Origin of the sequence: Candidatus Levibacter sp. Uisw_134_01, assembly GCF_047717795.1 — a bacterium.
In the GTDB taxonomy this organism is placed as follows: domain Bacteria; phylum Pseudomonadota; class Alphaproteobacteria; order Puniceispirillales; family Marisalimonadaceae; genus Marisalimonas.
The window spans coordinates 968,900-990,566 of record NZ_CP159808.1; the positions used below are offsets into that span (position 1 = coordinate 968,900).

The 21,667-nt window shown below is 29.1% G+C and carries 24 protein-coding genes; 22 read left to right on the plus strand and 2 right to left on the minus strand.

Annotation, left to right across the window (positions count from 1 at the left end; translation table 11 throughout):
- Window positions 1-31: 31 nt before the first annotated feature.
- Window positions 32-1,054, minus strand: a complete 1,023-nt coding sequence (locus tag ABXT66_RS05105) for an FAD:protein FMN transferase (protein ID WP_443644582.1) — start codon at window positions 1,052-1,054, stop codon at window positions 32-34.
- Between the two features lie 244 nt (window positions 1,055-1,298).
- On the opposite strand from ABXT66_RS05105, the gene ABXT66_RS05110 reads away from it, so the two are divergent.
- From ABXT66_RS05110 to thiL, 20 genes are all read left to right on the plus strand, one after another.
- Window positions 1,299-2,642, plus strand: a complete 1,344-nt coding sequence (locus ABXT66_RS05110; protein WP_443644583.1) for a Na(+)-translocating NADH-quinone reductase subunit A — start codon at window positions 1,299-1,301, stop codon at window positions 2,640-2,642.
- A gap of 3 nt (window positions 2,643-2,645) precedes the next feature.
- The gene (locus ABXT66_RS05115; RefSeq protein WP_443644584.1) at window positions 2,646-3,854 is read left to right on the plus strand and encodes an NADH:ubiquinone reductase (Na(+)-transporting) subunit B; all 1,209 of its coding nucleotides are present in this window, start codon (window positions 2,646-2,648) and stop codon (window positions 3,852-3,854) included.
- Window positions 3,847-4,638, plus strand: coding sequence for a Na(+)-translocating NADH-quinone reductase subunit C (locus tag ABXT66_RS05120; RefSeq protein ID WP_443644585.1), 792 nt, complete (start codon window positions 3,847-3,849; stop codon window positions 4,636-4,638). Before ABXT66_RS05115 ends, ABXT66_RS05120 begins: the two co-directional genes overlap by 8 nt.
- Complete coding sequence (locus tag ABXT66_RS05125; RefSeq protein ID WP_443644586.1) at window positions 4,638-5,291, plus strand: NADH:ubiquinone reductase (Na(+)-transporting) subunit D; 654 nt, start codon at window positions 4,638-4,640, stop codon at window positions 5,289-5,291. The genes ABXT66_RS05120 and ABXT66_RS05125 overlap by 1 nt, the downstream gene beginning before the upstream one ends.
- Entirely contained in the window at window positions 5,291-5,899 is a 609-nt protein-coding gene (nqrE, locus tag ABXT66_RS05130) for an NADH:ubiquinone reductase (Na(+)-transporting) subunit E (RefSeq protein WP_443644587.1), read from the plus strand. Before ABXT66_RS05125 ends, nqrE begins: the two co-directional genes overlap by 1 nt.
- An 11-nt stretch (window positions 5,900-5,910) precedes the next feature.
- Window positions 5,911-7,131 carry an NADH:ubiquinone reductase (Na(+)-transporting) subunit F gene (gene nqrF, locus ABXT66_RS05135; protein WP_443644588.1) on the plus strand — a complete coding sequence of 407 codons (1,221 nt, stop codon included), beginning with the start codon at window positions 5,911-5,913 and terminating at the stop codon, window positions 7,129-7,131.
- Window positions 7,132-7,370: 239 nt separating this feature from the next.
- Window positions 7,371-8,954: a proton-conducting transporter transmembrane domain-containing protein gene (locus ABXT66_RS05140; RefSeq protein ID WP_443644589.1), complete on the plus strand. Its 1,584-nt coding sequence runs from the start codon at window positions 7,371-7,373 to the stop codon at window positions 8,952-8,954.
- Between the two features lie 36 nt (window positions 8,955-8,990).
- Complete coding sequence (locus ABXT66_RS05145) at window positions 8,991-9,716, plus strand: biotin--[acetyl-CoA-carboxylase] ligase (RefSeq protein ID WP_443644590.1); 726 nt, start codon at window positions 8,991-8,993, stop codon at window positions 9,714-9,716.
- A 12-nt stretch (window positions 9,717-9,728) separates the two neighbouring features.
- Window positions 9,729-10,532, plus strand: a complete 804-nt coding sequence (locus ABXT66_RS05150) for a type III pantothenate kinase (protein WP_443644591.1) — start codon at window positions 9,729-9,731, stop codon at window positions 10,530-10,532.
- A 16-nt stretch (window positions 10,533-10,548) separates the two neighbouring features.
- On the plus strand, window positions 10,549-12,207 hold the full coding sequence (locus ABXT66_RS05155; protein ID WP_443644592.1) for a ribonuclease J: 1,659 nt from the start codon (window positions 10,549-10,551) through the stop codon (window positions 12,205-12,207).
- 9 nt (window positions 12,208-12,216) lie between these two features.
- The gene (locus tag ABXT66_RS05160; RefSeq protein WP_443644593.1) at window positions 12,217-12,459 is read left to right on the plus strand and encodes a DUF1467 family protein; all 243 of its coding nucleotides are present in this window, start codon (window positions 12,217-12,219) and stop codon (window positions 12,457-12,459) included.
- 102 nt (window positions 12,460-12,561) lie between these two features.
- Window positions 12,562-12,990 carry a ribose 5-phosphate isomerase B gene (gene rpiB / locus ABXT66_RS05165; protein WP_443644594.1) on the plus strand — a complete coding sequence of 143 codons (429 nt, stop codon included), beginning with the start codon at window positions 12,562-12,564 and terminating at the stop codon, window positions 12,988-12,990.
- A gap of 27 nt (window positions 12,991-13,017) precedes the next feature.
- Window positions 13,018-14,289: a serine hydroxymethyltransferase gene (glyA, locus tag ABXT66_RS05170; RefSeq protein WP_443644595.1), complete on the plus strand. Its 1,272-nt coding sequence runs from the start codon at window positions 13,018-13,020 to the stop codon at window positions 14,287-14,289.
- A 14-nt stretch (window positions 14,290-14,303) separates the two neighbouring features.
- Window positions 14,304-14,756 (plus strand): transcriptional regulator NrdR, encoded by a 453-nt coding sequence (gene nrdR / locus ABXT66_RS05175; RefSeq protein ID WP_443644596.1) that lies wholly within the window; start codon window positions 14,304-14,306, stop codon window positions 14,754-14,756.
- Window positions 14,757-14,780: 24 nt separating this feature from the next.
- A complete protein-coding gene (gene ribD / locus ABXT66_RS05180) occupies window positions 14,781-15,887 on the plus strand; it encodes a bifunctional diaminohydroxyphosphoribosylaminopyrimidine deaminase/5-amino-6-(5-phosphoribosylamino)uracil reductase RibD (protein WP_443644597.1) in 1,107 nt (368 codons plus the stop codon).
- Complete coding sequence (locus ABXT66_RS05185; protein ID WP_443644598.1) at window positions 15,888-16,499, plus strand: riboflavin synthase; 612 nt, start codon at window positions 15,888-15,890, stop codon at window positions 16,497-16,499.
- A gap of 33 nt (window positions 16,500-16,532) precedes the next feature.
- Window positions 16,533-17,630 carry a 3,4-dihydroxy-2-butanone-4-phosphate synthase gene (ribB, locus tag ABXT66_RS05190; RefSeq protein ID WP_443644599.1) on the plus strand — a complete coding sequence of 366 codons (1,098 nt, stop codon included), beginning with the start codon at window positions 16,533-16,535 and terminating at the stop codon, window positions 17,628-17,630.
- 7 nt (window positions 17,631-17,637) lie between these two features.
- Window positions 17,638-18,093 carry a 6,7-dimethyl-8-ribityllumazine synthase gene (gene ribH, locus ABXT66_RS05195; protein ID WP_443644600.1) on the plus strand — a complete coding sequence of 152 codons (456 nt, stop codon included), beginning with the start codon at window positions 17,638-17,640 and terminating at the stop codon, window positions 18,091-18,093.
- Window positions 18,080-18,550 (plus strand): transcription antitermination factor NusB, encoded by a 471-nt coding sequence (locus ABXT66_RS05200; RefSeq protein ID WP_443644601.1) that lies wholly within the window; start codon window positions 18,080-18,082, stop codon window positions 18,548-18,550. Before ribH ends, ABXT66_RS05200 begins: the two co-directional genes overlap by 14 nt.
- Window positions 18,550-19,500, plus strand: a complete 951-nt coding sequence (thiL, locus tag ABXT66_RS05205) for a thiamine-phosphate kinase (protein WP_443644602.1) — start codon at window positions 18,550-18,552, stop codon at window positions 19,498-19,500. The genes ABXT66_RS05200 and thiL overlap by 1 nt, the downstream gene beginning before the upstream one ends.
- Here thiL and bamE read toward each other — a convergent pair.
- Window positions 19,497-19,931, minus strand: a complete 435-nt coding sequence (gene bamE, locus ABXT66_RS05210) for an outer membrane protein assembly factor BamE domain-containing protein (protein ID WP_443644603.1) — start codon at window positions 19,929-19,931, stop codon at window positions 19,497-19,499. The genes thiL and bamE overlap by 4 nt on opposite strands.
- 64 nt (window positions 19,932-19,995) lie before the next feature.
- On the opposite strand from bamE, the gene ABXT66_RS05215 reads away from it, so the two are divergent.
- Complete coding sequence (locus ABXT66_RS05215) at window positions 19,996-20,532, plus strand: ubiquinol-cytochrome C chaperone family protein (protein ID WP_443644604.1); 537 nt, start codon at window positions 19,996-19,998, stop codon at window positions 20,530-20,532.
- A gap of 112 nt (window positions 20,533-20,644) precedes the next feature.
- Window positions 20,645-21,664: a phosphate acyltransferase PlsX gene (plsX, locus tag ABXT66_RS05220; RefSeq protein ID WP_443644605.1), complete on the plus strand. Its 1,020-nt coding sequence runs from the start codon at window positions 20,645-20,647 to the stop codon at window positions 21,662-21,664.
- The last annotated feature ends 3 nt before the right edge of the window (window positions 21,665-21,667 follow it).

Genomic DNA, 21,667 nt, shown 5'->3' on the forward strand with positions numbered 1-21,667 from the left:
AGATACTTTATAATTAATATACTATCAATTTTTATTTTAACTTTTTGAATTCATTGCTTGTTACTTTAATTAATTTTTTTTCAGATTTGTCGATAAATATTACAGCTATTTTTTCTTTTTCAGCAATTTTTAAACCTTGAGTACTCCCCATGGCTAAAAATGCAGTTGCCCAACCATCTGCAAGCATTGCACTTTCTTCTATAACTGTTACAGATTTTGTTGAATGATTGATTGGCATACCTGATTTAGGATTTATTATATGTGAATACTTTTTACCATCATTATCAAAAAAATTTTTGTAATCTCCAGAAGTGGCCACTCCCTTATTGGTAACATTTACAATTTCTTTAATATACTGTTGTTGTAAATTAGGGTTTTCTATTCCAATAACCCAATCTTGTTTCTTACTATTGTAACCATTTGTAAGTATATCGCCGCCTATATTTATAAGAAAATTATTTATTTTTAAATTTCTTAATTTTTTACCAATTAAATCAATTCCGTATCCTTTACCAATTGCTGACAAATTAAATGAAACATCTTTATTTTTTTTTACTAACTCATTGTTAGATTGATTAATTTCTAAATATTTTTTTTGGTTAACTAATAATAATGTTTCTAAAACATCTTCTTTAAGAGGAGGTTTTTTTTTCATTTTATCTTTTTTGTAACCAAATCCCCATAGATCTATTATAGGATCAAGTGTAATATCAAAATATCCGTTGCTCTTAATATGAATAAAGTTTGCTGTTTTAAAGACGTCTAATAAATTATTTGAAATTTTTATAGGTAATAATGTTTTATTACTATTTAAAACACTTATTTCTGATAAGTTATCCCAATTTGATACAATCTTATTAATTTCAAGCAAAGTTTTATTTATTTCTAGTGTCAATTTCTCTTCTTTTATTTTTTTAGGCACATCAATCAACTTAATGAAATAAAATGTTCCCATTGCATTTCCTTTAAGTTCAACGTTTTGAGTTTGCTCATTTGAACAAGAAAACAAAAATATAGAAATTGTTAAAAAGTAAAAATAATTAAAGTATTTCATTTTAATTTCACAATAAAATTTAATTTATCAAACTTTTATATATTTTTTTAATGATAACAATAAAATCTTATATTTTTTATATAAAATATTCTTTACATTCATCATTTGAATATTTTTGAAAAAACATAAAAAAATGCACATATACACTTGTTTTTTTTTAAATATATTATATATATTTCCAATATATATTTAAATCATAATAACTATTAAATTTTTTAATTCCAAAGGATAAATTTTATTTTAAATGAATATTTTTAATTTAAAGAAAGGTTTAAACATTCCTGTTTTAGGAATTCCAGATCAAGTTATTCATGGTAAGAAAAATCCAAAAACTGTCGCGGTACTAGGGTCTGATTATAAAGGCTTAAAACCTAAAATGCTTGTTAGTGTGGGTGATAAAGTAAAAAGAGGTACTCCTCTTTTTTGTCATAAAGACTCCCCAGAAATTTCATATGTTTCACCATGTAAAGGTATGGTGAAAGTTATAAATAGGGGAGATAAAAGGGTTCTTCTAAGTGTTGTGATTGATGTTGAAAGTATAACTGATAAAGGCATTGATATAACTAAATCTCATTCTAATGAAAAATCTCAGGAACAATTCGTAAAAAAATGTTTATTTGATAGTGGTTTATGGACTTCTTTTTTAACAAGGCCTTACTCTAAGGTCCCATCAGGCGATAGTTTGCCTTCATCTATTTTTATTACTGCAATGGATACTGAACCTTTATGCCCAGATGCAGAACTTATAATTAATCAAGATTTAAAAGCTTTTAATGAAGGTGTTAAAAAAATATCTTTGTTAACAAAAGGTAATGTATTTATTTGCACAAAAAATGATAGTCAGATCAAAGTCAACGATCATCATACATATAAATTCGCAGGACCTCATCCAGCTGGATTAGCAGGAACACATATGCACTTTCTAGACGCTCCCTCTGCTTCTAAAACTGTTTGGTCAATTGGCTATCAGGATGTTATTGCGATTGGTAAACTGTTTTTAACAGGTTTTATTGATATTAATAGAGTTATATCCATAGCTGGGCCACATGCTATTAAGCCTCGATTAGTTAAAACAGTTTTGGGTGCATCCTTAGACGATATTTTAGAAGGCGAATATAATAAAGCTGAAGGTTGTAGAGTTATTTCAGGTTCTGTTCTTTCTGGATTTCATGCTACTAATGAGCTTGCTTACTTAGGTAAATATTCTCGTCAAATTACTATAATTAAAGAAGATCTAGAAAAACATTTTTTTGGATGGATAAAGCCACAGCCGAATAAATTTTCAGTAATGCCTGTTTTGTTATCTGCTTTTGGTTTTTTTAAATTATTTAATTTAACTTCAAATTTGAATGGTGGCAGAAGGGCAATGGTTCCAACAGGTGTATTTGAAACTCTAATGCCACAAGATTTTTTACCTACACAAATGTTAAGAGCTCTTTTAGTAATGGACACAGATGTGGCTCAATCACTGGGTGCTCTTGAATTAGACGAAGAAGATTTAGCTTTGTGTACATTTGCCTGCCCAGCAAAATATGAATACGGTTCTGCTTTGAGAGATAGTCTGCAGAAAATAGAGAAAGAAGGTTAATTGATGTCACTACGAAGTTATTTTAGCTCAATTGAGCCTCATTTTGAAAAAGGTGGTAAATTTCAAAAGTACTATCCAATTTTTGAGATGATAGAGACAATTTTTTTCACAAGTAACACCGTTACTAAAGTTGCTCCTCATGCTCGTAGCTTTGTCGATATGAAGAGAATAATGACTTATGTTGTTATTTCTACTATACCGTGTGTTTTGTGGGCTTTATACAATACTGGTTTTCAAACAAATACAGCTTTATCAACATTAAATATTAATGAAATAGCAGGGTGGAGGATCTATCTCTTACAATTAATGGGACTAGGAATAGATCCTACGAGTATAGTTTCAAACGTTTCTCATGGTTTGTTATATTTTTTACCCATTTATATCACTACATTGTTGGCCGGTGGTATTTGTGAAGTAGTTTTTGCAACCATCAGAGGCCATGAGGTTAACGAAGGTTTCCTTGTCTCATCAATGTTGTTTGCGCTAACTTTACCTGCCTCTACACCACTTTGGCAAGTTGCTTTAGGTATTGCCTTTGGAGTTGTTGTTGCCAAAGAAGTTTTTGGTGGTACTGGTAAAAACTTTTTAAACCCTGCATTAACTGGTCGTGCATTTTTATATTTTGCTTATCCAGCTTACATGTCAGGTGATTCAATTTGGACACCGGTTGATGGTTTTTCCGGCGCAACTTCTTTAGGATTATCTGCCTCTGAGGGATATGAAAGCTTAAGTAATTATGGGATTACTTGGACAGATGCTTTTTTAGGTACTATTCAAGGATCTTTAGGAGAAACGTCTACATTAGCCTGTGCAATTGGCTTATGTTTTCTTTTGTTAACTAAAATTGCTAATTATCGAATGGTTGTTGGATGTTTGTTTGGAATGGTTGCTTTTTCATCTTTTTTGAACTGGATTGGTTCAGATACTAATCCGATGTTTAGCATGCCATGGTACTGGCATCTAGTTATAGGAAGTTATGCTTTTGGTTTAGTGTTCATGGTTACTGAACCAGTTTCTGGAAGTCATACAAACTTAGGACGTTACATTTACGGTGCATTAATTGGTTTTATGGTAGTAATGATAAGAGTTTTAAACCCAGCATTTCCTGAGGGGATGATGCTAGCGATTTTATTTGGAAATATATTTGCACCTTTAATAGACCATTTTGTTGTAATGGCTAATATTAAAAGAAGGGCCATTTTTAATGTCTAACTCAAATAATATATTTGCAAAATTTAAAAATATGCCAGTTGATGGCATGGCTAAAACAATAATTGTTGCTACAACTTTGTGTTTTATATGTTCTATGGTTGTCTCTTTTGCAGCTGTTAATTTAAAATCTAAACAGGAAGTAAATAAAGCTCTTGATAAACAAAAAAATATTTTACAAGTTGCTGGCAAATATTATGAAGGGGTCAACATTCAAAAAACTTTTTCATCATTTGAACCTTTAATTGTTGATTTAGAAAATGGTAAATTTACGAATAAGTTCGATCCATTGGTTTTTGATGATAAAAAAGCTTCTCAAGATCCTTTATTAAGTATTGCTTTAAAAGAAGACCCAGCTTCAATTGGGAGAAGGGCAAATTTTGTAACTATTTATCTTTTAAAAAACAATGATGGTTCTTTAGATAAAGTCATACTTCCAGTTCATGGGTATGGTTTGTGGTCTACCCTTTATGGTTTTATAGCTTTAGAAAATAATTTAAATGATATATTTGGTTTGCAATTTTATCAGCATGCTGAAACTCCTGGGTTAGGTGCAGAAGTTGATAATCCAAAATGGAAAGCACAATGGAAAGGTAAGAAGTTAAATAACGAAAATGGTGATTTAATGATTCAAGTCGCCAAAACTTCAAAGGAAAAAGAATATCATATTGACGCTTTAGCAGGTGCTACACTTACTTCTAATGGGGTTAATAATTTAGTTAAATTTTGGATGGGTCAGTCTGGATTTAAAAAATTTCTTAAAAATTTAAAAAATGGAGAGGCATAATGTCGCAGACAAGAAAACAACTGTTAATTGATCCTCTAGTTGACAATAATCCAATTACACTTCAAGTATTAGGTATTTGCTCAGCATTAGCTGTAACTTCATCTTTAAATGTTGCTTTTGTTATGTCTTTGGCTGTTATAGCCGTTACTGGATTTTCTTCTCTTTTTATATCAATGTTAAGAAATTATATTCCAAATTCTATAAGAATAATTGTTCAAATGGTTATAATTGCATCTCTTGTTATACTTGTTGACCAGATAATCAAAGCATATGCGTACGAAATATCAAAAACACTTTCAGTTTTTGTTGGGTTAATCATTACTAACTGTATTGTTATGGGAAGAGCTGAAGCTTTTGCAATGAAAAATACCCCAGTTGACTCTTTTATAGATGGTGTTGGTAACGGTCTGGGTTACGGTTTGTTATTGATGTGTGTAGGCGTTGTTAGAGAGCTTTTTGGTTCTGGTACTTTATTCGGCGTCATAATTTTAGATCCTGTAAGTAACGGTGGATGGTATGTCCCAAATGGACTATTACTGTTACCCCCTTCAGCATTTTTTATTATTGGATTTTTAATCTGGGGTGTTAGGTCATGGAAAAAATCTCAAGTTGAAGCTCGTGAATATAAGATTCAGACTTTAGAGGTCCATTGATGGAAGCGTTGATTTCATTAGCTGTTAAAGCTATATTTGTAGAAAACCTTGCTCTTTCCTTTTTTCTTGGGATGTGCACCTTTATTGCGGTTTCAAAAAAAATATCCACAGCCATTGGCTTGGGAGTGTCTGTAATGATTGTTCAGGCAATTACTGTTCCAGCTAATAACATAATACTTACATATCTACTTAAGCCTGGTGCTCTAGCTTGGGCAGGATTTCCTGATGTAGATCTAACATTTTTAGGATTAATATCTTATATCGGAGTTATTGCTGCTTTAGTTCAAATTTTGGAAATGGTATTAGATAAGTATTTTCCTCCATTATATAATGCACTGGGTATATTCCTACCATTAATTACAGTTAATTGTGCTATATTAGGAGGTTCTTTATTCATGGTTGAAAGAGATTATAATTTTTCTGAAGCTACAACGTATGGGGTTGCTTCTGGTTTTGGATGGGCTTTAGCTATAGCTACGATGGCTGGTGTAAGAGAAAAATTAAAATATAGCGATATACCTGATGGTCTTCAAGGGCTTGGTATAACATTTATTACAGCTGGTCTTATGGCAATGGCTTTTATGTGCTTTTCAGGCGTTAAACTTTAAGGATATTTAATATGGACACTTTTGTTTTAGGTATAACTCTTTTTACAATGATTGTATTATCACTTGTTACAGTAATAGTTTTTGCAAGAAGCAAACTTGTTTCAACTGGTGATGTCAATATTACTATAAATGGAGAAAAAACCGTAACAGTTCCAGCTGGAGGAAAACTTTTACAAACACTTGCCGCTGAAAAGCTTTTTGTTCCTTCTGCTTGTGGTGGTGGTGGAACATGTGCTCAATGTAGGGTTAAAATTCATTCTGGTGGTGGGGCTATACTTCCTACCGAACAAGGTCATATTAATAAAAGGGAAGCATCTTGCGGTGATAGATTATCTTGTCAGGTTGCTGTTAAACAAGATATGGAAATTGAGGTACCTGAAGAAGTTTTTGGTGTTAAAAAATGGAGATGTAAGGTTCGAAGTAATGACAACGTTGCAACTTTTATTAAAGAATTAATACTTGAATTACCTGAAGGTGAAGATGTGAATTTTCGTGCAGGTGGTTATATACAAATAGAAGCTCCTAAATATTCTTTATCTTATAAAGATTACGAAGTAGGTAAAGAATACCACGAAGATTGGGATAGGTTTAAAATTTGGGACTTTAACGCTGAAAGTGATGAACCCATTGAAAGAGCTTATTCTATGGCTAATTGTCCAGCTGAAAAAGGTATAGTTATGTTGAATGTTCGAATAGCTTCTCCTCCTCCAGGTTCAATAGGAATTCCAGCAGGTAAAATGTCCTCTTATATATTTAACTTAAAAAAAGGTGATGAAGTTGTTATTTCAGGTCCTTTTGGTGAATTTTACGCTAGGGATACAGATAAAGAAATGGTTTTTATAGGTGGTGGAGCAGGCATGGCTCCTATGAGAAGTCATCTTTTCGATCAGTTTAATAGAATTAAAACAGATCGTAAAGTTACGTTCTGGTATGGTGCAAGATCTAAAAAAGAAATGTTTTATGTTGAAGATTTTGATAAGTTAGCAGCTGAAAATAAAAATTTTACGTGGCATGTTGGTTTGTCTGACGCTATGCCGGAAGATAATTGGAACGGTCACAAAGGGTTTATCCATAATATACTTTTTGAGCAATATTTAAAAGATCATCCAGCTCCTGAGGATTGTGAATATTACATGTGTGGTCCACCTATGATGAACCAATCTGTTATAAACATGTTATTGGATCTTGGAGTTGATAAAGAAGATATCATGCTTGATGACTTTGGTGGATAGTTTATTAAGTTCAAAACATTCATATTAATAAATTATTTTTGTTTTACTTTATATTTCTATATGCATAATAATAAATATTACAGTTTTAGTTGTTTTTAAGCTTATTTATGAAAGTTTTGAGTAGATAAATTCATATGGAAATTTTTATTTTTATATTTCCCTTATTAAGCTTGTTATTTTCATTATTACCATTTTCTAGTAATTATTTAAATATTCCATTTATTGTAAATTGCTTTTGTATGATTTTTTCTTTTTGCTTAAGTGTTTATCTTTTTATTAAATTATTTCAATTAAACAATGATATTCCATTATATTTTTACCCCTTGATTCAATTTAATAAAAATTTTGTATTATGGTCATTAAGGTTAGATATATATGTGTCAACATTTTTATCGATTGTAACATTTGTGTCTTCGTTAGTAGCTATATACTCAATTAATTTTTTTAAAGACAGGTATTTTAATTTAAAGCTCATAAGAAATTTTTCTTTGTTAACAATAGGAATGTTAACCATAATTTCTTCAAACAACTTAATTCAATTTTTTATTGCGTGGCAAATAATTTTATTTTCTTTCTTTCTACTTGTTAATTATAATAAGGCGAATGATAGTTATGTTAACAGTAATAAGATTTTTTTACATAATCGTATTTCTGATTTAGCTTTTTTATTAAGTGTTTATCTTCTTTATACACTAAATAGTTCTATTTATTTTGAAATTATTTTTGAAAATAATAACTTTATTAACAATAATATTTTATTCTGGGGTGTTTCTATAAGTAGGGCTGAATTAGCTGTGTCCCTTTTATTTTTTTCATGTTTATTAAGATTTAGACAATTTTTTATCTCTAATTGTTTATATGACGTTAAAAATTTAAATATACCTACACTTACCTTGATTATTTGTTCTGCATTACTTCCATTAATTATTTTTTATACGTTCAGATTTTTTCCTTTAATTGCTTTCACTCCTAATTTCTTGAATACAATGATTCCTTTAAGCTTTTGTTTAATATTCATTTTTATTTATTTATCATTTAATACAACAAATATTAAATCTGTAATATCTTACTTAGCTTTTTCTCAAGTATCTATAATATTTTATATATTTTGTCTAAAAGAATATCATGCTGCAATCTTTTATTTTATTACATTTTCTATGTCCATAACAATGCTTTATTTGTGTTTAGGCTATGTTATGTCAAAGCTGAATAATGTTTCTAATGTTAAAGTCATGGGTGGTATTGTCGTTAAAATGCCCGCTATGTTTTTATTCACCTTAATAGCATTTTTTTCGACGTCTGGGGTTCCTTTTTTTTCAGGGTTTTATTCTCATGAAATCATTATTTCAACTTTATATTCTTCGGAGCAAGCTATTTTAGTTCCTTCTATGTTAATGGGTATGAGTGCTTCATTTTTGATTTCTTATGTTTTATTAAAAAATATAATATTGATCTTTTTAGGAAAGAATAAGGGTAATATTCATGAATTTAATAAAATCAATGAAAACTCATCTACAAACAAACTCATATTTTTTTGTTTGGGTTTATGTTTAGTTTTTGCTGGCTGGTTAACAAAAAACTTATTTGACGGTATAAATGCAGAACATTTATGGAATTCATTAATATATAATGATATTGATCTTTCTACTAATTCTATTTTAAATTTGTCTGATAAAGTTAAATATTTTTTAACGTTTTTCAGTTTTTTAGGAATGTTTTTGGCTGTTGTAAATTATTTAATGATGCCATTTATATTGAATAATTATAGACTAAAATACTATAGAATGTTTATTTTATATAACAAATATTTTCTTCGTTTTTAAATGTGTTAAATCTATTTTTAAATCACAGGATTTATTTTGTTAAATATTAACTTAAACATATTAAATGTTTGTACTAGCACAAATGATATTGCTTTCAATGCTGCTTTAAATGGTGAAGTTGAGGGAACCTCTTATTTAGCTCATACACAAACAGAAGGAAGAGGAAGAAATCAAAATAAATGGACTTCTTCAAAAGGAAATTTATTCTTATCAACAATTATTAAGCCAAAAAGTGATAAATCTTTGTGGCATCAATTATCAGTGATAGTTGGTTTTTCAATAGTTCAAGTATTAGTTGACTTAGGAGTAAATAGTAATTTAATTGATCTAAAGTGGCCAAATGATGTATTAGTAGACAAGAAGAAAATTTCTGGTGTTTTGTTAGAGTCTTCTGACAATTTTATAATAGTTGGTATAGGCTTAAATATTTTAAAAACTCCTATTCTTGAAACAAAGTGGGCTACTACAAAGTTAAATGATCATTTAAAAGGTTCCATTAATATTAAAAATATAGGCTTAAAAATATTGAACAAAGTATTTTATAATTATTATTCTTGGGAAAAATTTGGTTTTGTCTTCTTTAAAGAAGACATTAATAAAAAGATGTTCAATATAAATAAAAATATAATTATAAATGTTAATTCAAAATCCAATCTTTTAAATGGTGTTTTTTTAGGTATAGGAGACAGTGGTGGTATTAAAGTAAAAACTAATTCAAAAATTACAGAATATTTATCTGTTGAGAATTTTACTTTTGTTTAGATTGGTCTTGAAATGATTTTAGTTGTTGATTGTGGTAATACTAATACTGTTTTTGCTTTATACTCTTATGATAAAAGTATTAAGAAAATAGCTTGTTGGAGAATACATAACAATTCTAAGAGAACAGCTGACAGTTATTATCCTTGGCTTTCACAAATGTTAACATTATCTGATGTTAAAATTAATGATATTACTGGAATTTGCATTGCATCTGTGGTTAATGAAACTCTTTTTAACATTAAAATGTTTATCAAAAAATATTTCAAAATTAACCCATTGGTAATTGATAATGATATTTTAGGGTTAGGCTTAAAAGTAAACATTGATAACCCTGAAGAAGCAGGTGCTGACCGTTTGGTTAACTCATTTGCTATAAAATGTCTTAATTTATCTCCAGCTATAGTAATTGATTTTGGAACGGCCACAACTTTTGATTTGGTTGGGATTGATGGTAGTTATAATGGCGGCATTATAGCTCCGGGTGTTAATTTATCACTAGAAGCATTGTACTTGGCTGCTGCTAGGTTACCTAGAGTTGCCTTAAAACCTTTGTCTAATAAAAAGTCAATTATTGGAAAAAATACTGTCAATGCAATGGAATCAGGTATTTATTGGGGTTATGTATCGATGATTGAAGGTCTTATAAATAAAATTAAAATTTTAGATGAATACAAAAACTATAAAGTTATAGCAACTGGTGGTTTGAGTGATCTATTTAAAAAATCATTGTGTTGTATTGATCATATTGAAGAAGATTTAACCTTAATTGGCTTAGTTAATTTATATTTACATAATTTCAATAATTTAAAAAAATAAGATAAAAGGGTTTTAAATGAGTTGGGTTAATTCAGATTTGTTATTTCTACCTGTTGGTGGCTCTGAGGAAATTGGAATGAATGCAAATTTGTATCATTATCAAGATAAATGGATTTTAGTTGATTTAGGAATATCATTTCCTGATGAAACTGATTTAGGTATTGATGTGTTACTGCCTGATTTTGATTTTATTCAGTCTTTAGGTGATAAGTTTTTAGGTATTTTGTTAACTCATGGTCATGAAGACCATATAGGAGCAATACCTTATTTTGCTGATAAAATTAATTGCCCCATATGGGGAACTGCTTTTACAATTGCTTTACTTAAGAGAAAATTAAAAGAAAGTAATAATAATAATACAAAACTAGTTCTGAATGTCCTTTCTATAGGTGAAAAGCTAAAACTAGGTGATTTTATCATTAACACTATTCAAACCTCTCATTCAATTCCAGACCCAGTATCATTTTTAATATCAACTAAAGAAGGAAATATTTTTCATTCAGGTGATTGGAAATTAGAACAAGCGAAAAATTTAAATGAAAATTTTGATTTTGATACTTATCGTTCATTAGGGAATAATGGTATTTTAGCAATGATTTGTGATTCAACCAATTCTTTAGTTAAAGGAAAAACGCCCTCCGAAGATTTTGCTTATGAAGGTTTGTACAAAGTAGTTAAAGATAAACAAGGCGCTGTCCTTATTACATGCTTTTCTTCAAATATTAGTAGAGTTAAATCGATTTTAGATATAGCTCTAAAGACAGATCGTTCAATTTTAGTCATAGGCAGATCTTTACTTAGAGCTATAGACGCTGCTAAAGAGGTTGGTTACTTAAAACATGTTCCAGATTTTTTGAATTTAAAAGATTTTAACGTGATTTCTCGGTCTAATGTTCTAGTAATTGCTACTGGTTCTCAAGGTGAACCAAATTCAGCATTGTCAAGAATCTCTAGAAATGCTGACAAATTTGTCAATTTAATAAAAGGGGATACTATAATTTTTTCAAGTAGAAAAATTCCTGGCAACGAGAATGCTATATTAAAGGTACAGAATAGATTTCTTGATAACAGCGTAGAATTAATTACAGATGAAGATGCAGATATCCATGTATCTGGTCATCCATCTCGAGATGAGTTAATAGAAATGTATTCTTTTATAAAGCCTAAAATTTCAATACCTGTTCATGGCACAAGAGAACATATTGAAGCACATGCTAAATTAGCTAATGATTGTCAAGTTCCTAACGTAATTAAACCAAAAAATGGAGATATTATAAAATTAAATAGTTTATCTCCGACCGTTTTAGATACAAAAAAATTCACAACAAATGTTTTTGATGGTGGTGATATAGTGCCTATTGACAATGATAGGTTTGTGTCCAGAAGACATACACTATGGAATGGCTTTGTTCATATCTCAATAGTAATTGATATGGATGGATACATAATTTCACCTCCACAAATAACACAGAGAGGAGTGTCTGATAGAAATAACATGGAAGATTTTTTATTAGACTGTTCTTTAAAAATTGAAACTATTTTTAATAAAGATAATTTTCAAAACAAAGATTCTGATGAGGAAATTTGTGATTATATCAAAAAAAATATTAGAAAAGATTTTAAGGCATTATTTCAAAAAAGACCTTCAATGAGTGTGCATTTAATTAGGGTTTAAGGAGATTAAATGAGCTTAGTATCAATTTTTTTAGTATACTTAATGGTGTGGATGATTGTATTTTTCATGTCTTTACCAATAGGAATAAATGTTTCTAGAAATTTAGAATTAGGTAACGCAAATTCAGCTCCAACCAAGACACATTTAAAACTTAAAGTGTTACTTTGTACTATAGTTTCATTATTTCCAACATACTTAATATATTGGTTAGTTAAAACTGAATATTTATTTCTTATCATTCAAAAGTTTTAATTGTAGCTACTCTTAAACTTTGTTTTTAATTTTGAAATTGAATTTTCTAACTTTCTAAGGTAATTAATTAATATAATCTTTTCTAGCCATGGTTTTATTAATATGAATAAAATAATATTTTTAGCTTCTGATCATGGTGGATTTTCTCTAAAAGAAACTATAAAAAAATACTTGATTATAAATAAGATAAAAATTGAGGATTTAGGTTGTTCTTCTCTAGATGCTGTAGATTATCCCGATTACGCAAAATTGTTAGCAAGTAAAATAGAAAAAAATAATAATTCATTTGGGTTGTTGTTTTGTGGAACTGGAATAGGAATTTCTATGGCAGCAAATAGATTTTCCCATGTTAGAGCAGCTTTATGCACTTCAGTTGAAATGGCTTCAAAGAGCAGAAAACACAATGATGCAAATGTGTTAGCTTTAGGTGGCAGAATTTTAACAGAAGAATTATCAAAAGAGATTGTTTTCGAATTTTTAAATACTAAATTTGAAGAGGGAAGACATTTATTAAGAGTAAAAAAAATTTAAACAGAAAATACAAGTAGGGAATTTAAAATGTTTTATAAAGAAGGCTTTTTTAACAAGGATATAAATAATTATGATGCCAGTTTATCAGAAATGTTAGATAAGGAACTTTATAGACAACAGAACCAAATTGAATTAATAGCATCTGAAAATATTGTATCCAAGGCTGTATTACAAGCTCAAGGATCTGTTCTTACAAATAAATATGCAGAAGGATACCCAGGAAAAAGATATTATGGTGGGTGTGAATTTGTTGATGAAGTTGAACAACTTGCAATAGATAGAGCAAAAAAATTATTTAATGCAAATTTTGTTAATGTTCAACCACACTCAGGTGCTCAAGCAAATCAAGCTGTTTTTCTGGGTATTTTAAAACCAGGTGACACAATTCTTGGCATGAGTTTAGCAGCAGGTGGCCATCTAACTCATGGTGCCAAACCTAATTTATCTGGAAAATGGTTTAACTCCATTCAATATGGTGTAAGAAAAGAAGATTCTCTTATAGATTTTGATGAAATTGAAAGATTATCTATTGAATATAAACCAAAATTAATAATTGCTGGTGGATCCGCATATTCAAGAATAATAGATTTCCAAAAATTCAGAGAAATTGCTAATAAAATAAATGCGTATTTGCTTGTTGATATGGCTCATTTTTCTGGTTTGGTTGCTGGTGGTGCTCATCCTAATCCGATTGAATTTGCAGATATAGTTACTACAACAACTCATAAAACTCTTAGATCTGGTAGAGGTGGTATGATTTTAACAAACAATTCTGATTTAATGAAAAAAATTAATTCAGCTGTATTTCCTGGACTTCAAGGCGGCCCACTTATGCATGTCATTGCAGGAAAAGCTGCTGGTTTTGGTGAAGCTCTTTCAGGTGAATTTAAGGTTTATGCAAAAAACATTGTGCTTAACGCTCAATGTCTATCAACCACCTTAATTAAAAGAGGGTATAAAATAGTTTCTGGAGGAACAGATAATCATATAGTTCTTTTAAATTTACAAGATAAAAATATAACAGGTGCATCTGCTGAAGTGGCTCTAGAAAACTCTGGTTTAACTTGTAATAAAAATGGTGTTCCTTTTGATCCACTTCCACCAACTATTACTTCAGGCATTAGATTTGGTTCAGCAGCTGCTACTACAAGAGGTTTTAAAACAAACGAATTTAAGATGGTTGGAAACTTTATTGCTGACGTTTTAGATCATTTTGATAATAATATTTCTAATTCAGAACAGGAAAAAATAATATCAGATAAAGTAAAAATTTTGTGTGATAAATTTCCAATTTATTAATTTAGGAGATTAAAATGAGATGTCCTTTTTGTGGTGAAGAAGATACTCAAGTAAAGGATTCAAGAGCTAGTGAAGATGGATCTACAATAAGGAGAAGAAGGCTCTGTTCTAGTTGTGGTTCAAGGTTTACAACCTTTGAAAGAATCCAACTGAGAGACTTGATTGTAATTAAAAGAAATGGCAAAAAAAATCCATTTGATAGAGATAAGTTATCCAAATCTTTATTAATGGCTTTAAGAAAACGTCAAACTGATGATGACGCAATTGAAAGGGCTATAAATGGTATTGTAAGACAACTTGAGTCTAGAGGTGATAATGATATTCACTCAAAATTAATTGGAGAATTAGTCATGAATGCTTTAGCTCAAATTGATAATGTTGCATATATTAGATATGCATCTGTTTACAGAAATTTTAGAGAAGCAAGTGATTTTGGTAAATTTGTTGAAAAAGAAATTAAAGATTAAATTAGTTTAGAATGATATGTTACTGTGAACCACAATAAATGGATGAAATATGCTATACTTGAAGCATTAAGATCTAAAGGTTCTACAGGAGTGAATCCACCTGTAGGTTGCGTAATAGTCAAAAATGGAAATATAATTTCTTCTGGAAGAACGTCACCATCTGGTCGACCACATGCTGAAGAAAACGCAATAAATAATGTTAAAAACAAAAAAAAATTAGTTGGTTCAACCATATATTTAACCCTTGAGCCATGTGCTCACAAAAATAAAATTGGATTATCATGTGCTGAACTGATCTGTACTACAGGCATTTCTGAGGCTTATATTAGTTGTATTGATATGGACTCAAGAACTTCTAACAAAGGTATAAAAATTCTCAAAAATAATAATATAAAAGTAATAGAAAATTTTATGAGAGATGAAAGCATATCGTTATATAATGGTTTTTTTTCAAGGTTAATATATAAAAAACCTTATATTACACTTAAAATAGCTTGTTCATTAGATGGAAAAATAGCTTTAAAAAACAATAGATCAAAATGGATAACAAATGATTTAAGTCGCGCATATGTTCATTTTATTAGATCACAAAATGATGCAATTTTGACTTCTAGTTCTACAATTATTTCTGACGATCCTTTAATGGATTGTCGTTTAAAAGGATTAGAACATAGGAGCCCATTAAGAGTTATATTAGATAGATATTTAAAAGTATCAAAAAATCATAAAATATATAATGAATCGCCTTATTCAGATATAGTTCTTTTTTCTTTATCAAACATGAACAAACATCTAGATGAAAAAAAATATGTATCAAAGGTGCAATTAGAAGATAACATTTCAAATTTAGATTATTTTAATATTATCTTCAAAGATTTAGCAAATAGAGGAATTAACAATTTATTAATTGAATGTGGTTCTAAACTGAATACAATTTTATTGTCATTGAATTTAATAGACCAATTGCTTATATTTAGGTCAGGTCATGTTATTGGTAACGACGGCATTCCATTTGTAAATGAATTAAATTCTTTGGAAATGGAAAATCTCAATAATTACAAAATTTTATCAATAAAAACTTTTGGTAATGATGTACTAGAAGTTAGAAAACTATCAAACGAAAGTCATTGAATGTTTACAGGAATTATTAGTCACATTGGAGAAATAAAGAGTATAGCCCATCCCGCCGATTGGGAGATATCTATTGAATTAAAAAACAATGACACTTCAAGTTTTTCTGTTAAAGAGCAAAAGTTAATAATTGGGGCTTCTATATGTTGTTCAGGAATATGCTTAACATTAAAAAAAATATCTAATAATATTTTATTTTTTGACATTAGTAATGAGACTGCGTCAAAAACTAATTTTCTTGATTGGAAAATTGGATCAATTCTTAATATTGAAAAATCACTTAAAGTGGGCGATGAGATAGGTGGGCATTTTGTTTATGGGCATGTCGACACAACGGCAAGTATTAAATCAATACAACAAATTGAAGGCTCTTATAAAATTTCTTTTTTTATGGACAGTGATCATTTCAAATTTATAGCTTCTAAAGGTTCTGTTACTATTGATGGGGTTTCATTGACAGTTAATGAAGTTGATTTAAATACTTTTAGTGTAAATATTATTCCTTTTACGTGGTCAAACACTAATTTTAAAAACTATGTTGTGAATACAAATGTAAATATCGAAATAGATGTTTTAGCTAGATATTTAAATAGACTTAATGAAGTTAAGTGAAAATGTATAATTTAGTAAAATTTTGGAGTTTTAATGACATTATCTAACATCGAAGAAGTTATAAAAGACGCTTCTGAAGGTAAAATTTTTATTTTAGTTGATGATGAAAATAGAGAAAATGAAGGTGATTTATGTGTGCTAGGTGAATATGCTACACCAGAATCTATTAACTTTATGGCTAAATACGGAAGAGGTCTTATCTGTCTATCTTTGACAAGGTCTCAATCAGAAAAATTAGGACTTTCATTAATGGAAAGAAGGAATGAAGGCAGATTTGAAACAGCATTTACTGTTTCGATTGAATCTAGAGAAGGTGTAACAACAGGTATTTCTGCAGCGGATCGGTCACTGACAATAAAAACAGCGATAAATAAACGTGCATTAAGTAGCGATATAACCACTCCTGGGCATGTTTTTCCACTTATTGCAAAAGATGGAGGTACTTTAATAAGAGCAGGGCACACAGAGGCTGTAGTTGATATAGCCAAACTTGCCAATTCAAACCCATCTGGAGTTATTTGTGAAATAATGAATGATAATGGTGAAATGGCAAGGTTGCCAGACCTAATCAAATTTTCTAAAAAACACAATATTAAAATTGGTTCTATTTCAGATTTAATTTCACATAGACGAAAAAATGAAACATTTATTAAAAGAGTTTCTGAATCGATTTTAGAAAGTAAATTTGGAGGTGATTGGAGAATAATAGTTTTTAAAAATATAATTGATAACTCAGAACATATGGCTTTAATTAAAGGTGTTATTGATACTAAAGACAATATTTTAGTAAGAGTTCATGCATTGGATTTGCTTTCTGATGTACTTGGAGATCAATCTAGCAAAAGAAATGGCTCAGAATTGTCTCTTGCTATGAATACAATAGCTAAAAATAAAAATGGTATAATTATATTAATAAGAGATTCTTCATCTGAATCTCTTTCTAAGAAAATTTCACAAATAATTGCTAAACCTTCCCTAGAAAGTCAGAATGTAAGAGATATAGGAGTAGGAGCTCAAATTTTATTAGACCTAGGTGTAAAAAATATGACAGTATTATATAACTCCTCAACTTCTGCAATAGGTTTAGATGGTTTTGGATTAACTATTAAAAACTGGAAAAAATTAGGTTAATTAGTCAATGTCAGTAAATAAAAATGTACTCTTAGTATGTTCTCCATATTATCAACAGATTTCAGATAATTTAATAAAGGGTGCAATAAAGGTCCTAAAACGAAAATCTGTTAATTATAAATTCTTATATGTTCCAGGTGCTTTGGAAATTGCACCAGCGATTAAATTAACATACGAAAAATCAAAAAATAATCCTATTATTGATGGCTATATTGCTCTTGGATGTGTGATTAGAGGAGCAACTTATCATTTTGAAATTGTTTCAAATGAATCAGCAAGAGCTTTATGTGATTTATCGATAAAATTTTCAATTCCAATAGGTAATGGAATTTTAACTGTTGAAAATGAAAAGCAAGCTCTAGAAAGATCAGACCCAAAAAAATTAAATAAAGGTGCAGGAGCCGCTGAGGCTTGTTTATCACTAATGGATATAAAAAACAGTGATATCTATGATAAATCTTGAAACAAAATCATTAAATAATATTAGACATTTATCAATAAGAAAAAAAACCGCTTCTAGGATTTGTTCTACACAGGTTCTATACGAGGCTTCTTTTTTAATAAATGAAATTGACATAATAATTGAATATTATTTAAAAAACCATTTAATACACGTACTCTCGAGTTTAAATATTAAAAATTTTGACAAAGATTTATTTAATTCGATTGTTAAAGGAGTCGAAAAAAACTTACCAAAACTTGATAAAATTATATCAGATAACTTGTCTAAAGATTGGTCATTCGAAAGGCTAAGCAAGACTGAGATATCTATTTTAAGATCAGCTACTTTTGAATTATGCCTTTTAAAACAATTTAATAAATTAACTATTATTAATGAGTACATTAGTATTATTGAAGCTTTTGGCGGAAATACTAATTTTGCTAACGGAATATTAGAAAAAATTTCTTTGTCAAACTGATGAAAACGTACAAAATGAATGAATTTGAATTTATTAATAAATATTTCAAGCCGCTTACTTCTAAAGAAGCTCAAAACCTTATAAATGATGCTGCTTTATATAAACCAAAACTTAATACCGATATTGTAATAAGCACAGATAGTTTAGCTGAAGGTATTCATTTTTTTGGTAATGAAAATCCCAGAGATATAGCAAAAAAATGTTTAAGAGTAAATTTGTCTGATATGGCCGCAATGGGTGCTAAACCTGTTTTTTATAATTTATCTATAAGTGTTCCCAAAAACAAAGCAAATATTTTTATACCAGCATTTGCTAAAGGCTTAAAAGAAGATCAAGAAGCTTATAATATAAAATTAATTGGAGGAGACTTAACGGCCTCTTTAAAGCATATAAATATTACTATAACTATTTTTGGCGAAACACCTTCCAATCAGGCCGTATCAAGAAATGGAGCCAAGATCAATGATTTCTTATATGTAACTGGTTATTTAGGCTTGTCGAAAATAGGTCTTGATAACTATTCATCAAATTCTAAAGATCTTAGGCAAGCTAAACAAAAATATTTACTTCCTCAACCACGTATTAAGTTAGGAATGGAATTAAGAGACATTGCAACATCTATGATAGATGTTTCAGATGGTCTTGTCCAAGATGCAACTCACTTAGCTATAAATTCCAACCTATCATTAGAACTAAATATTAATCAATTACCATTACCTAGTTTAAAATCTTTACAAAAAAAAGAACTTTTAAATGCTGCTTTATATGGCGGTGATGATTATGAATTATTATTTTCTTGTAAGGAAAATGAATCACGTCTAGAGGATCTTGCTAAAGAGTATGATGTAAATATAACAAAAATAGGTGTTTTCAAAAAATTTCAAAAAATATATTTAAATTTTAAAGGGTTTGACGAATTGCCTATAAAGATATCTTACTCACACTTTTAGTCTTCGACATTTCTTCTTCTTAAATTATTTATTATGTCTTTCCAAAATTGTATTGAAGTATTATTTTTTTCTAGAAAGTTCTTTTTAGAGATTTTAACATTTTTGGAATCAAATTTGTTATATTTTTTAAACTTTTTTACTATGTTTTTATCATTAAATGTAATTTCAAAAACAACTAAATTTAATGTTTTTCGGTCACTTAAATTTTTATAACCTGTTAAGTGAGAGACGTAGTAAATAGTATTTTGATTGAAAACACTATCAAAAACTGGAGGTCCATATTTTTTTATTAAATTTGATTTTGTAGTTATTCCTTCTTCAATTTTAATTTCATTTATTTTAATACTTGATAATCCATTTTTTTGAATTTTTTGGCTACATGATGCATTAAAAAGTACTGCCAATATCAGAATAAATTTTAAATAAAACATGTACTTGGTCCCAATTTTGTTATAGATTATATTTTTTTTATATCACGTCATTACATATATATAAATGTTTTTAAACTCTTATCTCAATGCTAACTCAGAAAACCAAGCTTTAATTGATGGCATATACGAAAAAGTTGTATTAATTTCACGAAACAAGTCTTTTTATACAAAATTATCTGTTCCAGATACTATAGATGGTAGATTTGATCTTTTGGTTTTGTTTTCAGTTATTGTAATATTTTTCCTTAATCAATCTGGTACTAAAGGCAAATTATTATCACAAATGTTATTTGATAAAATTTTTCTAGACCTTGATCTCAGTTTACGGGAAGTAGGTGCAGGTGATGCAGGTGTTAATATAAAAATTAAAAAAATGGTTCAATCATATATGGGTCGTCAAAAAGTTTATTGTGAGAGCTTAGAAAACAAAGATTTTCAATCTTTGAAGAAATCCATAGCTAATAACGTATATCGCAACCTTGATAATTATATAAATTATCCAGATATTCTTAGTAATTATTGTAAAAAAGTATATCTTTTATTTTCTAATAAAAAAGAAGATTACTTTTCTTTAAATAAACTAAAATTCCCTGAAATTTGATTGTTAAATTTTGTATTATTAATTTTTAAATGTTAATAATTTGCATTAGTTAACTGAAATTGTTAATAAATTATAACATTTTTACAATTCAAAATAATTAATGGAGTTTTTTTTGACCAAGCCTATCCACATATCCTTGGACGCTATGGGTGGTGATTATGCTCCAGACATCATAATTAACGGTGCAGCACAAGCTAAATTACGTTATCCTAACTTGATTTTTTCTTTTTTTGGAGATCAAACTAAATTAAATCCTCTTACAAAAGCTTTAAATCTGTCTTCTTTTTCTAATGTAATTCATACTAATGAAGTAATTAATTCATCTGATAAGCCAAGCACTGCATTACGAAATGGTAAAAATTCTTCAATGGGTATGTCAATACAGTTAGTAAAATCTGGAAAAGCTGATGCAATAGTTTCAGCAGGTAATACTGGCGCTTTAATGGCTATGTCTAAATTGATTTTAAGGCCAATTGATAGAATAATCAGGCCTGCTATTGCCGCTTGTTTTCCAACAATTAATGGTGAAAGCTGTATGTTAGATTTAGGAGCAAATATTGAATGTGATTACAAAAATTTAGTTCAGTTTGCGTTCATGGGACAAGCATTTGCCAGGATCGTGATGGGAGTTAAAGACCCTAGTGTATCTCTTCTGAATGTAGGAGAGGAAGAACAAAAAGGTCTTGATTATATTAAAGAAGCATCCAGAGTTTTATATTCTTTAAACAATGAAATCAATTATAAAGGATTTATAGAGGGTGATAAAATAGCGAAAGGTTTATCTGATGTAATTGTTGCAGATGGTTTTAGCGGAAACATTTCTTTAAAAACTGCAGAAGGAACAGCGCAACTTGTTACATCTTATTTAAAAGGCGCATTTTCTAGTTCTTTAAGCTCTAAGATTGGATATTTATTTGCTAAAAAAGCAATTAATAACTTTAAGTTGCAAATGGACCCTAGAAAATATAACGGAGCTGTATTTCTGGGATTAAATGGAGTTGCCGTTAAAAGTCATGGTGGAACGGACGCTTTTGGGTTTGCTAATGCTATTGGGGTGGCAGTAGATATGGTTCAACATAAGTTTATTTCAGATTTGAAAAATAAAATAAGTAAATCAAATTTAAATTTTTAAACT

Excerpts from the sequence above, each read along its gene's own strand:
- ABXT66_RS05125 (WP_443644586.1), top strand. The coding sequence starts at position 4,638 with ATGTCGCAGACAAGAAAACAACTGTTAATTGATCCTCTAGTTGACAAT.
- ABXT66_RS05110 (WP_443644583.1), top strand. The coding sequence starts at position 1,299 with ATGAATATTTTTAATTTAAAGAAAGGTTTAAACATTCCTGTTTTAGGA.
- ABXT66_RS05185 (WP_443644598.1), top strand. The coding sequence starts at position 15,888 with ATGTTTACAGGAATTATTAGTCACATTGGAGAAATAAAGAGTATAGCC.
- nrdR (WP_443644596.1), top strand. The coding sequence starts at position 14,304 with ATGAGATGTCCTTTTTGTGGTGAAGAAGATACTCAAGTAAAGGATTCA.
- ribH (WP_443644600.1), top strand. The coding sequence starts at position 17,638 with ATGTCAGTAAATAAAAATGTACTCTTAGTATGTTCTCCATATTATCAA.
- rpiB (WP_443644594.1), top strand. The coding sequence starts at position 12,562 with ATGAATAAAATAATATTTTTAGCTTCTGATCATGGTGGATTTTCTCTA.
- ABXT66_RS05115 (WP_443644584.1), top strand. The coding sequence starts at position 2,646 with ATGTCACTACGAAGTTATTTTAGCTCAATTGAGCCTCATTTTGAAAAA.
- nqrE (WP_443644587.1), top strand. The coding sequence starts at position 5,291 with ATGGAAGCGTTGATTTCATTAGCTGTTAAAGCTATATTTGTAGAAAAC.
- ABXT66_RS05105 (WP_443644582.1), bottom strand. The coding sequence starts at position 1,054 with ATGAAATACTTTAATTATTTTTACTTTTTAACAATTTCTATATTTTTG.
- nqrF (WP_443644588.1), top strand. The coding sequence starts at position 5,911 with ATGGACACTTTTGTTTTAGGTATAACTCTTTTTACAATGATTGTATTA.
- bamE (WP_443644603.1), bottom strand. The coding sequence starts at position 19,931 with ATGTTTTATTTAAAATTTATTCTGATATTGGCAGTACTTTTTAATGCA.
- ABXT66_RS05120 (WP_443644585.1), top strand. The coding sequence starts at position 3,847 with ATGTCTAACTCAAATAATATATTTGCAAAATTTAAAAATATGCCAGTT.
- thiL (WP_443644602.1), top strand. The coding sequence starts at position 18,550 with ATGAAAACGTACAAAATGAATGAATTTGAATTTATTAATAAATATTTC.
- ABXT66_RS05160 (WP_443644593.1), top strand. The coding sequence starts at position 12,217 with ATGAGCTTAGTATCAATTTTTTTAGTATACTTAATGGTGTGGATGATT.
- ABXT66_RS05140 (WP_443644589.1), top strand. The coding sequence starts at position 7,371 with ATGATTTTTTCTTTTTGCTTAAGTGTTTATCTTTTTATTAAATTATTT.
- ABXT66_RS05215 (WP_443644604.1), top strand. The coding sequence starts at position 19,996 with ATGTTTTTAAACTCTTATCTCAATGCTAACTCAGAAAACCAAGCTTTA.
- ribB (WP_443644599.1), top strand. The coding sequence starts at position 16,533 with ATGACATTATCTAACATCGAAGAAGTTATAAAAGACGCTTCTGAAGGT.
- glyA (WP_443644595.1), top strand. The coding sequence starts at position 13,018 with ATGTTTTATAAAGAAGGCTTTTTTAACAAGGATATAAATAATTATGAT.
- ABXT66_RS05200 (WP_443644601.1), top strand. The coding sequence starts at position 18,080 with ATGATAAATCTTGAAACAAAATCATTAAATAATATTAGACATTTATCA.
- ABXT66_RS05150 (WP_443644591.1), top strand. The coding sequence starts at position 9,729 with ATGATTTTAGTTGTTGATTGTGGTAATACTAATACTGTTTTTGCTTTA.
- ABXT66_RS05155 (WP_443644592.1), top strand. The coding sequence starts at position 10,549 with ATGAGTTGGGTTAATTCAGATTTGTTATTTCTACCTGTTGGTGGCTCT.